Below are 12917 nucleotides of genomic sequence, written 5' to 3' on the forward strand. Positions count from 1 at the left end.
CTCCTACCCGCAGTCGCTTTGCAGTCCCACGTGGGCGCAGAGGCGTCGCGAGGAACATGGGTTCCGTGGTGCCCATCACTGGCACCCGGCCAACAAGGAGACTGACATGACGACTTCGAATCCGCTTGCCGAGGCGAATCGCGACCCGATCACCGGCGCACCCGGTGCCCACCCCATCGGAACCGGCGTAGGCGCTGCAGTCGGCGGCATGGCCGCGGGCGCTGCGATGGGCACGGTGGCCGGTCCTGTCGGCACCGCCATCGGTGCAGCAGCCGGCGCCATCATCGGCGGCCTGGCTGGCAAGGGCGTGGCCGAACAGGTAGACCCCACCCGCGAAGACGCCTACTGGCGCGAGAACTACCGCGACCGGCCCTATCTGGACTCGGCTCTCGCCTATGACGAGTACGCCCCCGCCTACAGCCTGGGCCACCAGTACTACAGCCAATACCCGGACGCCAGCTTCGACGACATCGAGCCCCAACTCGGCCGCGACTGGGACGAACGCTACCGCGGCAATTCCTCGCTGAGCTGGGACAAGGCCAAGCACGCCACCCGCGACGCGTGGGAACGCGTCAGCAACGGCGTGGAACGCGCCATCCCGGGCGATTCGGACCGCGACGGTCGCTGACCAGACTCCAAGCGCGTTTCGCCAGCGCCACACACCCGCAGCGCTGGCGCGCCATTGCCCGCAGCATCGATTTCCGGAAGATGGGATCTCGTATGAATGTTCAGCGGCTCAGGACCTTCAGATCAGGGAGGATGTTCATTCGTCGGCCTTGGCTTGCATCCGCGCCTGGGCGGCCTGCAGCGCACTTTGAATCTTCTGCTCGAACACTTCACGCGGCGGCAGCACCGTCAGGTACTCGGCCACGTGGATGCCTGCCTTGTCCATCTCCAGCAGCTCGATCTGCTCGCGCTTCTTGCCTGTGCACAAGATGATGCCCAGCGGCGGCCCGTCGCCCGGCTCTTGGTCGTACCGGGCCAGCCAGCGCAGGTACAGCTCCATCTGCCCCTTGTACTCGGCCTTGAAGTCACCCAGCTTCAGCTCCACCGCCACCAACCGGCGCAGCTTGCGGTTGTAGAACAGCAGGTCGAGGTAGAAGTCGTCGTGGTCGAGCTGGATGCGCCGCTGCCGCGCCACGAAGCTGAAGCCTGCGCCCAGCTCCAGCAAAAAGGTTTCCAGCTCGCGCAAGATGGCGTCTTCGAGGTCCTTCTCCAGGTAACGGTCCTGCAGGCCCAGGAAGTCCAGCACGTACGGGTCTTTCAGCACCAACGCGGGCGCCAACTCGCGCTGCTGGGCCAAGCCGACCCTGTCCAGCTCGTGGCGGATCAGTTGCTCAGGCTGGGCCGACAGCGCCGTGCGTTCAAACAGCATCGACGCGACGCGCTCATGCAGCGTGCGAACGCTCCAGCCTTCCAACTGGCACATCTGGGCGTAGAACTCACGGGCCAGCGGATCTTTCAGCGGCAGCAACTCGCGAAAATGTGACCAGCTCAACTGTCGCCACAGCGTGGCGACTTTCGCCTCATCCGGAAAGGTCTGCGCGAACTGCACCATTCGTCGCAGGTTCTTCTCCTCAAAACCGCGGCCATAGTCCTGCACCAATTGTCGCGACAGCGTGGCGACAATTTCCTCTCCGTAGGCAGCCCGCGCGCCACCCAGCACCTCGCGGCCGATGCGTTGGCCGATCCGCCAGTACATCAGGGTCAGGCCAACGTTGACCGCGGCAACAGCCGTGCGACGAGCCTCGTCAATGAACTGCCGAAGCTCAGCCAGCAGCACGGCTGCATCCGATATTGCCGCCGTTGGGACAAAGGTAGTCACACGAGGCTTTGGAGGCTCGGCTGCTTTGCGTGTGCTCATCTCATCCCTTTGCACGGCCGCCCTTGCGGCTTCCTCGCCACATCTCGCGGCGCGCCTCCGATGCGGATGCGCACCGGCCGCATGAATGCTTTCAAGCAATGGCAACCGAACTGCCATGGCCGCACGCCACAGTCCAAGCGCTGGTGTGAGTGGTAGGCCGTGTTGGACTTGAACCAACGACCAAAGGATTATGAGTCCTCTGCTCTGACCAACTGAGCTAACGGCCCCCTACCGAAGGGGCGCATTGTAGAAGCTGCGGTGGGCGGTTGGCGGGTCACTCGATGCGCCAGTGGCTTGCCTCTGGGACCAGCGGCATTTCGGGGCCGGGGAGGACTTGCCTGACGTCTTCGGGCAGGGCTTGCTGGTGGGCGCGAATGAGGTCGTAGCGGTCCAGCGAGAGCTTGGTGCTGCTGTCTTCATCGGGCATGACGACCGGGCGCAGGAAGACCATGAGGTTGGTCTTCTTGCGGGTGCGGCTGAGGGTACGGAAGAAGGCGCCGAGGTAGGGGATGTCGCCGAGGACTGGCCATTGGTCGGCGTCGCTGGTGTACGTGTCTTCGATCAGACCGCCAAGCACGATGATCTTTCCGTCGTTGACCATGACCGTCGATTCGATGGAGCGCTTGTTGGTGGCCGGGCCGGCGTTGGTGGTGCCAGGCGTGGTGGTGCTGGAGACGGACGAGGATTCCTGCAGGATGGTCAGGCGGATGGCGCCGTTCGGGCCGATCTGCGGGCGGATGCGCAGCGTGAGGCCCACGTCCTTGCGCTCAATGGTCTGGAACGGGCTGGAGCTGGTGGTGGACGTGTACGAGCCGGTGACGAAAGGCACGTTCTGGCCGACGACGATCTTGGCTTCTTCGTTGTCCAGCGTGATCAGGTTGGCGGTGGACAGGATGTTGGTGCCGGAGGTGGACTGGATGGCCTGTGCGACGGTGGCCAGCGTGATGTCCGTCGTGGTGGCGGCGATGTTGAAGATCTGCTTCCACTGGATGCCCACGTCCATGGCCTTGCTGGCGTCCACCTCGACGACCAGCGATTCGACATAGAGCTGGGCGCGGCGCGTGTCCAGCTGCTCGACGACGGCGCGCAGCTGGCGGAACAGCGGCTCGGGTGCGGTGACGATCAGCGAGTTGGTGGCCGGATCGGCCTGGATGTTGCCGCCGGTGGCCGGTGCGGCGGTGCTGCTGAGCGGCGTGGTGGCGGCCGTGCTGGTGCTGCCGCCGCTGCTTGAGCTGGTGCTCGATGGCGTGCTGGCGTTCAGGCTGGACGAGCCACTGCTGCTGGGGCCGCTGCTGCGCGACTGGGACGAGGCGCCGCCACTGCTGGTGGCGCCCTGCCCGGTCGCGTCGCTGCTGAAGGCGGCGCGCAGCACGGTGGCCAGGCGCGTGGCTTCGGCGTGCTGCAGGTAGATGACGTGCACGTTGCTGCCGGCCAGGCCTGCGGCACCGGGCTGGTCCAGCCGGGCGACGAGCGCGCGGATGGCGGCCAGGCGGGCGGGGTTGGCGGCACGGACCAGCAAGGCGTTGATGCGGCTGTCGGCGACGATGGATGCGGAACCGGCGCTGCCCCCGCCCGCGCTGGCGTTGCTGCGCTGGGCTTGCGGGCCGGGGGTTGGACTGGCGGATGATGAACCGCCAGCCTCTTCGCTCAGTCGCTGCACCAGCACGGCCATGTCCACCGCCAGCGCGTGCTGCAGCGGGATGACTTCGACGTCGGTGGCGCTGGGCTGGTCCAGTGCGGTGATGATCTGGCCCAGGCGCTGCAGGTTGCTGGCGTAGTCGGTGATGACCAGCGCGTTGTTGCCGGCGCTGACGTTGATGGTGTTGTTCGCGGTGATCAGCGGGCGCAGCACCGGCAGCAGGTTGGCGGCGCTTTCGTAGGTGGGGCGGAAGATCTGCGTCTGCACCGTGTCGCCGGCGCGCGACGCACCTTCCACGGAGACGGTGCCGCTCTGCAGCTTGGCATCGGCCTCGGGAAGGATCTTCAGCATGCCGTTGGACTCGATGATGGCCAGGCTCAGGCCACGCAGGCCGGCCACGAAGATGGACAAGGCCTGGGCCTGGCTGACAGGCTGCTCGGTGTAGAGCGTGAGCCTGCCCTTGACGCGCGGGTCCACCAGGATGGGCCGGTTCAGCAGGTCGGCCATCACGCGGGCGGCGGCCTCCACTTCGATGTCTGGGAAGTTCAGCGTGGCACCGCCCGCATGTGCGGCCACTTTGGACGAGGCGCGGTTGGTGGACGCGGCATGCGAGGCGGCGGCGCCAGCGAGGAGGCAAGCGGCCAGCAGGCACGACCAGGCGCGCAGGCACGCGGGCCGCGTCATTCCAGAAAGGTTCACAGCAAGGACTTCAGCAGAGCAGGACGGGACAGCGCCGAACAGCGCAGGCCGCGATGCTGGAAGCCTTGTGTCAAGCGCGCTTGTGGCGCCGGTAAGTGCGCAGCAACATGGCTGCGCCGTCTTGCTCAGTGCTGGCTGTTCAGCGCTGGCTCAGGGCGTTGCCGACCAGCTTGGACGTGATGTCGACGATCTGGATCATGCGGTCGTAGGCCATGCGGGTGGGGCCGATCACGCCCAGCGTGCCGACGACGTGGCCGTCGACCTCGTACGGCGCGGAGACCACCGACAGCTCTTCGTACGGCACCACCCGGCTCTCGCCGCCGATGTAGATGCGCACGCCTTCGGCGCGGCTGGAGGTGTCCAGCAAGCGCATCAGCTGGGTCTTCTGCTCGAACAAGTCGAACAGCTTGCGCAGCGAGCCCATGTCGTGGCCGAAGTCCTGCACACCCAGCAGGTTGCGCTCGCCGCTGACGATGACCTGGTCCTCGTTTTCGGCCAGCGCCTCGGAGCCTGCCTTCACTGCCGCATGCATCAGCACGCCAATCTCGCCGCGCAACACCTCGACCTCGCCTTGCAACCGCTCGCGCACTTCCTCCAGACTGAGGTTTGCGTAGTGGGCGTTGAGGAAGTTGGTGGCCTCTATCAGTTCGCCCTGGCTGTAGTCGTGCGCGGTGAACAGCACGCGGTTCTGCACGTCACCGTCCGGTGCGACCAGGATCACCAGCACGCGCTTGTCGCCCAGGCGCATGAACTCGACGTGGCGGAACACGCTGGCCTTGCGCGGCGCGGTGACCACGCCGACGAAGCTCGACAGGTTGGACAGCAGCTGCGCGGCCTGGGCGATCACGCGCTGCGGCTGGTCCGGCTGCAGCTGGCCGCGGGCGGCGGCAAATTCGGAGGCGCTACCGGCCAGGTCCAGCGGGCGGGCAGTCAGCATGGTGTCGACAAACAGCCGGTAGCCGCGGGCGGTGGGAATGCGGCCGGCAGAGGTGTGCGGGCTGATGATCAGGCCGGCGTCTTCCAGGTCGGACATGACGTTGCGGATGGTCGCGGGCGACAGCTCCAGACCTGAGGCTTTGGAGAGCGTGCGCGAGCCCACGGGCTGCCCGTCGGCAATGTAGCGTTCAACCAGGGTTTTCAGCAGTGATCGGGCGCGATCGTCGAGCATGTTTTTCATTGTACGGACATGCACTTGTGCAGGGCGCCAACGAGGGCAGCCCAGGGGGTCTCACAGAAGGGCGTGTGGTGTAATTCTTCGCACCATGCCAACCCGTTTTCGCCACGCCGCGCTGATAGGCAAGTATCAGGCCCAGGGCATCCGACCGATGCTCGAAGCCATTGCCGACTTCCTGGGGCGCCAGGGCTTGGAAGTCTCGATCGACCACGAGACCGCGCACAACACCGACTGGACCGAACACACCGCCTTGAGCCCGGCCGAGATCGGCGCGCAGTGCGACATTGCGGTGGTGGTGGGCGGCGACGGCACCATGCTGGGCATTGCCCGCGAACTGGCAGCGCACAACCTGCCGCTGGTCGGCATCAACCAGGGGCGGCTGGGCTTCATCACCGACGTGCGCCTGAGCGACTGGGCCGAGGCACTGGGCCCCATCATCCAGGGCGACTACGAAGAAGAGCGGCGCGCGATGATCGAAGGCGCCGTGTGGCGCGACGGCGCGACCATCTTCGAAGGCCTGGCGCTGAACGACGTGGTGGTGAGCCGAGGTGCCACCTCCAGCATGGTCGAGCTGCGGGTGGACGTGGGCAGCGACTTCGTCGCCAACATGCGGGCCGATGGCCTGATCCTGGCATCGCCCACCGGTTCCACCGCCTATTCGCTGTCGGCCGGCGGGCCCATCCTGCATCCGTCCATTGGCGGCTGGGTGCTGGTGCCGATTGCCTCGCACACCTTGTCGAACCGACCCATCGTGCTGCCGGACTCTCAGGAAGTGACCATCACCATCGTGGCCGGGCGGGACGCCAGCGCCAGCTTCGACATGCAAAGCCTGGCCAGCCTGCTGCACGGTGACCAGGTGCGCATGCGCCGCTCGTCGCAGATGGTGCGCTTCTTGCACCCGCGTGGCTGGAGCTACTACGCCACGCTGCGCCGCAAGCTGCGCTGGTACGAAGGCACGGTCTGATCATGCTCAAGCACCTGACCCTGAAGGATTTCGTGATCGTCAGCGAGCTGGACCTCGCGTTCGATGGTGGTTTTTCCGTGCTGACCGGCGAGACCGGCGCCGGCAAGTCCATCCTGATCGACGCGCTGCAGCTCGCGCTGGGCGCCCGGGCCGAGAGCCAGATGGTGCGCGAAGGCGCTTCGCGCGCCGAAATCACCGCCGGCTTCGACTCACCCGCCTCGCTCACCGCCTGGCTGGACGAAGCCGGCTTCGAGCAGGACGACGACCTGCTGCTGCGCCGCGTGGTGGACGCCCAGGGCAAGAGCCGCGGCTTCATCAACGGCAGCCCGGCCACCGCCAGCCAGCTGCGCGAAGTGGCCGAGCACCTGGTGGACATCCACGGCCAGCACGCCTGGCAGGGCCTGACCAAGCCCGCCTCGGTGCGCGCGCTGCTGGACCAGCAGGCCGGCGCCGACACCACGCCTGTCGCCCGCGCCTACGCCGCCTGGAAAGCCGCGGCCGACGCACTGGCGCAAGCCCGCGAACACCAGGGCGAGCGCGAGGACGAACGCGAACGCCTGCAGTGGCAGCTCGGCGAGCTGGACAAGCTCTCGCCCGGCGAGACCGAGTGGCCGGAGCTGAACCATGAGCACCAGCGGCTGGCGCACGGCCAAGCGCTGATCGAGGCTGCGCACCAGGCCGGCCAGTGGCTGGAGGAAGACGAGGCCAGTGCCGCACGGCTGCTGGGCAAGGCGTTGAATGCGCTGGAAGCCGTCAGCGACTATGACGAGCGGCTGGCGCCGGTGATCGAAGGGCTGCACAGCGCCAGCGTGCAGCTGGACGACGCCACGCACACCTTGCAGGCCTACCTGGGCCGCGCCGAGCTGGACCCTTCGCGACTGGGCGAGCTGGACAGCAGGATCTCGGCCTGGATGGGCCTGGCCCGGCGCTTTCGCCGCCAGCCCGAAGACCTGCCCGCACTGCGCGAGGAATGGCGCGCGGCGCTGGCACAGCTGGAAGCCGCAGCCGACCTGCAAGGCCTGGAACAGCGTGTGCAGCAGGCCGAGCAGCAATGGCGCGAACAGGCCAGCACGCTGAGCCGCGCCCGCCAGCAGGCCGCCGGGCCGCTGGGCCAGCGCGTGACGGCGGCCATGCAGCAGCTGGGCATGGCCGGCGGCAAGTTCGAGGTGGCGCTGCAGCCGCAGGACACGCCGCAGGCTTACGGCCTGGAGACGGTGGAATTCCTGGTCGCCGGCCACGCAGGCAGCGCGCCGCGGCCGCTGGCCAAGGTGGCCTCGGGCGGCGAGCTTTCGCGGCTGGCGCTGGCCATTGCGGTGACCACGGCGCAGCGCCGCGGCAGCGCGCCCAAGGCCGCCGCGACGGACCTGAACCCCGGCACGCTGATCTTCGACGAGATCGACTCCGGCGTGGGCGGTACGGTGGCCGATGCGGTGGGCCGGCTGATGAAGCAGCTGGGCCAAAGCGTGCAGGTGCTGGCAGTGACCCACCTGCCGCAGGTGGCAGCATGCGCGGACCAGCACTTCGTCGTCGCCAAGGCCACGCGCCAGGGCAGGACGCACAGCCAGGTCACGCCCGTGAGCGGCGAGGCACGGGTGGCCGAAGTGGCGCGCATGCTGGGTGGCGACAAGCAGTCCGGCACCAGCCTGGCGCATGCGCAGGAGCTGATCAACCAGGCGGTGGTCGAGGCGGCACCGCGCGCGGCGCGCTCCCGCTGAGATGGCCATGAACGATTTGCCCGACCCGTCCGAGGACGATGTGGTGCCGGTGCCGGTCATGCCACCGGCATTGGAAGAGCGCGAGGTGGTGCTGGTCACCGGCATCTCGGGCTCTGGCAAGTCGGTCGCGCTGCATGCGCTGGAAGACGCCGGCTACTTCTGCGTGGACAACCTGCCGCCCGAGCTGCTGCGCGACTTCATCCGCGTCGAGCGTGGCCATGGCGTGCGGCGCATGGCGATTGCGGTCGACGTGCGTTCAGCCAATTCGCTGCCGGTGCTGCTGCCCACACTGTCGGCACTGAAAGCCGAAGGCGTGCGGGTGCGCAGCGTATTCCTGAATTCGCACACAACGGCCCTGGTGAAGCGCTTTTCCGAGACCCGCCGGCCGCACCCGCTGAGCAAGCCGCTGGAAGGCGGTGACGACCCCCACCGTGCGCTGGTCGACGCGATCGAGCTGGAGCGCAACCTGCTGGCCGACCTGCGCGAGCAGTCCACCGTGCTGGACACCAGCGAGCTGCGCCCGGCCCAGCTGCGGCTGTGGGTGCGCGACCTGGTGGGCGCGACCAGCAGCCGGCTGACGCTGGTGTTCCAGTCCTTTGCCTTCAAGCACGGCGTGCCGCTGGACGCCGACCTGGTGTTCGACGTGCGCGTGCTGCCCAACCCGTTTTACCTGCGCGAGCTGCGGCCGCTGACCGGCCAGGACGCGCCGGTGGCGGCCTACCTGCGCGAGCAGCCCGAAGTGCTGGAGATGATGAGCCAGATCGAGGCCTTTGTGCGGCGCTGGCTGCCGGCCTTCGAGCAGGACCAGCGCAGCTACCTGACGGTGGCCATTGGCTGCACCGGCGGCCAGCACCGCTCGGTGTTTTTTGTCGAGACGCTGGCGCAGCGTTTCGCCGACCAGGTGGCCACGCTCAAGCGCCACCGTGAACTTGACGCGCGCAGCTGAGAAGCGCCAAAACAGAACCAATGCCTTTTCCGACCCAGGACCTGCCGCTGTTCCCGCTGCAGTCCGTGCTGTTTCCCGGGGGCCGGCTGGCCCTGAAGATCTTCGAGGCCCGTTACCTGGACCTGATCAGCCGCTGCCTGCGCGAGGGCACCGGCTTTGGCGTGGTGGGCCTCAGCCAGGGCAGCGAAGTGCTCCAGCCAAGTCAGGCCGGGCAGCCGGTGCGCTTCGAGCCCGTGGGCGTGCTGGCACGGCTGCAGGCGGCCGAGGCCGAAGGCACCAACCTGCTGAAGATCTGGTGCGAAGGCGGCCCGCGTTTCAAGCTGCTGGGCGATGCGGTGCAGCAGCAAGGCCTGTGGGTGGCGCCGCAGGTGGCCTGGCTGGACGATGACCTGCCCACACCGCCGGGCGATCGATTCGCCGAAGCCGCCGCCGCGCTGGGCCGCGCGCTGGACGCGCTGGAGGCCATGCAGCCGCCGGTGCCGGCGCTGGCCCAAACCCCGCGCCGGCTGGACGATGCCGGCTGGGTGGCCAACCGCTGGTGCGAGCTGCTGCCCATCAGCCGCGTGGCCAAGCAGAAGCTGATGGAACTGGACGAGCCGCTGACCCGGCTGGGCCTGGTGGACGATTTCCTGCGCAAGCAGAAAGTGATCTGAAGCGCGCGATCTGACCGGAAGTCAATCCGGCCGCAGCAACTTGCGCACCGGCGTTGGCAGCCCATAGCTGGGCAGCTCTTCCATCGCCACCCAGCGCCCGGTGGGCCACTTCAGCGGCAAGGCCTGGGCCAGCGGCGAGCGCTCGGGCAGGCTGGCGCGCACGGGGCTCAGTGCCCAGTCGAAGTGCGTCAGCACATGCGAGATGGTGGGCAGCGGCTCGCCCTCGCCAGGCCCGTCCGCCAACCAGGCTTGCAGCGTGGCCACGTCCTCGAATTCCGGCAGGCTGAACAGCCCCGCCCACACGCCCGTGTCCGGCCGCTGCTGCAGCCACACTGCGTTGCCCTGCTGCAGCCACAGCAGCGCATGCGCACGCTTGCTGCGCTTGAGCTTGCGGGTCTTGACCGGGTACTCCGTCTCCCGGCCCTCGCGGTGGGCCACGCACAGCGGCTCCCAAGGACACAGCAGGCAGGCCGGCGCGCGCGGCGTGCAGACGGTGGCGCCCAGGTCCATCAAGCCCTGGGTGTAGGCCGTCATGTCTTCGCCGGCAGCGGGCAGCATGGCATCGGCCTCGGTCCACAGCAGGCGCTCGTTGCGCGGTGACGAGAGGTCTTCGCCAAAGCCCAGCGCGCGGCTCAGCACGCGCCGCACGTTGCCGTCCATGATGGACACGCGCTCGCCGTAGCAGAACGCAGCCACCGCCGCAGCGGTGCTGCGGCCGATGCCGGGCAAGGTCTGGAGCAGCGCAGCGGTGGGCGGAAAAGCGCCGCCGAAGTCGCGCATCACGGCCTGGGCGCAGCGGTGCAGGTTGCGGGCGCGGCTGTAGTAGCCCAGGCCGGCCCACAGTGTCAGCACGTCGTCCAGCGGCGCGGCGGCGAGTGCGGCCACGTCGGGGAAACGGTCCAGGAAGCGCTGGTAGTAGCCCAGCACGGTGCTGACCTGGGTCTGCTGCAGCATGATTTCCGACAACCAGACGCGGTAGGGGTCACGCGTCTGCTGCCAGGGCAGGTGGTGGCGGCCGTGCTGGCGCTGCCAGTGGATCAGCGCAGGGGCCAGCGCCGCGGCATCGTTGACGTCAGGCAAGGGAGATATCAGTCCGGATCAGTTGGCTCTTGCCGCAGCGCCGGGCTGCCAGCCGTCGGTCGTGATCATCTGCATGCCGGCATGGTCCTCGGCCGCTTCAGGCTCGAAGCTGGGGCCTTGCTCGGCGCGGCTGCGCAGCGCCGAAGCCAGCGAATACGCACGGTCCACCAGCTCCAGCAGCTTGGCATCCTGGTTCTCCACTTCGAGCAGGCGCTGTTCCAGCTCGCCAGCAGCGCTCTGGATGCGCTCCAGCGATTCGCGGCGGCGCTTGAAGCTGCGGCGGCGCTCGCGGAACTGGCCGTCGATCTGGCCGGAGGCCGCCTGGTTCCAGGCCTCGATCTCGCCGCTGGCGTTCTCGAAGATCACGCGCAGCTTGGAAACCAGCATGCGCTGGAACTGTTCGCTGAAGGCCGTGGAGTTCAGCCGCATCGAGCGGGTGACGCTGAAGTAGCGGCCATAGCTGCGCTCGATCAGCATCAGCTCCTGCTTGAACGGCGACAGCTCGGGCGCAGGCGACGGCACCAGCGAAAAGCCGAACTCGGTGTTGAGCTGGTTGAACAATGCGTTCAGCATCTGGCCGGCTTCGGCGCACAAGGCCGTGGCCTGGTCCAGCTGGGCCGACAGGCGCTGGCAGAGCTTGGCGAAGGCCGCGCGGGCGCGCAGGTTGAACCAGCCACTGCCGATGGCCTGCTGCAGCTCGGCGACAGCGTCACGCACGCGGTCTGCGTCCAGTGCCTTCAACGCGCTGCGCTGCAACCGGGCGTGCACCGTGCGCAAGGCGGTCAGGCGCGCGGTGCAGCGTTCGAACTCTGCCGTGTCGGCATGCACACGTTCGAGCATCTGTGTCACACGGCCGGCGCTCTTGCCGCGCAGGCCGCGCAGTTCCAGCATCTGCTCGGCGTTGTGGCGGCGCTGGTCGCGCAGGCGGCGAGTAGAGTGTTCCAGCAACGACTGCACGCCGCTGATCACGGCGCGGGCCAGCACACGCTGGCGCTGCGGCAGCAGGTCGGCATTCAGCGCGGCTTCCAGGATGGGCAGGCGGCTGGCTTCCAGGCCGGCGGCGTCACCCTGCAGGCGGGCGCTCAAGGCCTGGCGGGCGGAGACCGGGAACACGCGTTCGCGCGGAATGCCCAGCGTCTGTGCGGTGCTCACGCGCTGGCGCTCGATGATGGCCAGCTGCTCCAGGGGCGTGGCCAGCGGGTCGGCCAGCGTGTCCATCTTGTTCAGCACGACGAAGCAGGCCAGGCCCTGGCCGCCCAGGTGGTCGGTCCAGATGTCCAGGTCGGAGCGGGTCACGCCGGTGTCTGCCCCCAGCACGAACAGCGCGGCATGGGCGCTGGGCAGCAGGCCCAGCGTCAGCTCGGGTTCGGTGCCGATGGCGTTCAGGCCAGGCGTGTCGATCACCACCAGCCCGCGCTGCAGCAGCGGGTGCGGGTAGTTGATGACGGCGTGCCGCCAGGCGGGGATCTCGACCAAGCCGTCTTCGGTGGTCGGCGGGTTGTCGGCGGTGTGCTCCTCGGACCACAGGCCCAGCGCCTGCGCCTCGTCGCGGCTGACCTTCTGGGTGTAGGTGACCTGCTGCAGCGAGGCGGCCAGTGCGTCGGGGTTGCTCGGGTCCAGTGGGACGCGGTGCCATTTGTCGCGCTGGTCGCACCATTCGGCCAGCGTAGCCTTGTGGCGCCGGGTCGCGATGGGCAGCAGGTCCAGCGTTGGCAGCTCGGCGCCGTCCCAGGACAGCTCGACCGGGCACATCGTCGTGCGACCCGGCGTGGCCGGCAGGATGCGGCGGCCGGCGTCGGCAAAGAAGATGGCGTTGATCAGCTCGCTCTTGCCGCGCGAGAACTCGGCGACAAAGGCGACCACCAGCTTGTCGGTGGTGAGCCGCCGGCGCAGCGCGACCGAAGCCGCCGCCGCCGAAGGCGCCAGCAGGTCGCTGTGGGCCAGGAAGCTTTCCAGCCGGGCCAGCTCGCCTTCCAGCGCCAGGCGCCAGTCGGCCAGTGCGTCCAGCCCGGGCACAAGCGACGGTTGCATGTCCAGGCGCTGGGAGGGAGTGGCGGAGGTGAGCATCGGCTTGGGGCGGGCAGTCTTGCGTCGGTGTGACGGCGGTGGCGACGGTAGCTTTGGGATGCTAGCGCGAAATGCCCGGCAACTGCCTTGCAACACCGGGCTGGCGCTGCAGTTTC

Annotated in this window: 10 protein-coding genes and 1 tRNA gene; 5 read left to right on the forward strand and 6 right to left on the reverse strand. The window is 68.3% G+C overall.

The genetic code is table 11. From position 1 onward, the window contains the following. Nucleotides 1-106 precede the first annotated feature (106 nt). Nucleotides 107-628: a hypothetical protein gene (locus tag AC3WR5_RS06065; protein ID WP_492482751.1), complete on the forward strand. Its 522-nt coding sequence runs from the start codon at nt 107-109 to the stop codon at nt 626-628. Between the two features lie 135 nt (nt 629-763). On the opposite strand, the gene AC3WR5_RS06070 is transcribed toward AC3WR5_RS06065, so the two are convergent. The 4 genes from AC3WR5_RS06070 to hrcA form a co-directional block, all read right to left on the reverse strand. Beyond that, nucleotides 764-1864, reverse strand: coding sequence for a PDDEXK nuclease domain-containing protein (locus AC3WR5_RS06070; RefSeq protein ID WP_492482753.1), 1101 nt, complete (start codon nt 1862-1864; stop codon nt 764-766). A 150-nt stretch (nt 1865-2014) separates the two neighbouring features. After that, nucleotides 2015-2091: transfer RNA gene (locus AC3WR5_RS06075), tRNA-Ile, on the reverse strand. A 47-nt stretch (nt 2092-2138) separates the two neighbouring features. Then, entirely contained in the window at nt 2139-4202 is a 2064-nt protein-coding gene (locus AC3WR5_RS06080; protein ID WP_492482755.1) for a secretin GspD/PilQ domain-containing protein, read from the reverse strand. A gap of 139 nt (nt 4203-4341) precedes the next feature. After that, nucleotides 4342-5370, reverse strand: a complete 1029-nt coding sequence (gene hrcA / locus AC3WR5_RS06085) for a heat-inducible transcriptional repressor HrcA (RefSeq protein ID WP_141290085.1) — start codon at nt 5368-5370, stop codon at nt 4342-4344. Nucleotides 5371-5464: 94 nt separating this feature from the next. Here hrcA and AC3WR5_RS06090 point away from each other — a divergent pair, with 94 nt between their 5' ends. Genes AC3WR5_RS06090 through AC3WR5_RS06105 form a run of 4 tightly spaced genes read left to right on the forward strand, consistent with a single transcriptional unit; the run spans nt 5465 to nt 9654 of the window. Beyond that, complete coding sequence (locus tag AC3WR5_RS06090) at nt 5465-6340, forward strand: NAD kinase (RefSeq protein WP_141290084.1); 876 nt, start codon at nt 5465-5467, stop codon at nt 6338-6340. A gap of 2 nt (nt 6341-6342) precedes the next feature. After that, a complete protein-coding gene (recN, locus tag AC3WR5_RS06095; protein ID WP_492482758.1) occupies nt 6343-8055 on the forward strand; it encodes a DNA repair protein RecN in 1713 nt (570 codons plus the stop codon). 58 nt (nt 8056-8113) lie between these two features. Further along, nucleotides 8114-9001: an RNase adapter RapZ gene (gene rapZ, locus AC3WR5_RS06100; RefSeq protein ID WP_141291520.1), complete on the forward strand. Its 888-nt coding sequence runs from the start codon at nt 8114-8116 to the stop codon at nt 8999-9001. Nucleotides 9002-9021: 20 nt separating this feature from the next. Beyond that, nucleotides 9022-9654: an LON peptidase substrate-binding domain-containing protein gene (locus tag AC3WR5_RS06105; RefSeq protein WP_492482760.1), complete on the forward strand. Its 633-nt coding sequence runs from the start codon at nt 9022-9024 to the stop codon at nt 9652-9654. A 21-nt stretch (nt 9655-9675) separates the two neighbouring features. Here AC3WR5_RS06105 and mutY read toward each other — a convergent pair whose 3' ends face one another. Then, entirely contained in the window at nt 9676-10734 is a 1059-nt protein-coding gene (gene mutY / locus AC3WR5_RS06110) for an A/G-specific adenine glycosylase (RefSeq protein ID WP_492482762.1), read from the reverse strand. Between the two features lie 18 nt (nt 10735-10752). Beyond that, on the reverse strand, nt 10753-12765 hold the full coding sequence (locus AC3WR5_RS06115; protein WP_492482764.1) for a dynamin family protein: 2013 nt from the start codon (nt 12763-12765) through the stop codon (nt 10753-10755). Nucleotides 12766-12917 lie beyond the last annotated feature (152 nt).

It is taken from the genome of Ideonella sp. FW305-24, assembly GCF_058788035.1.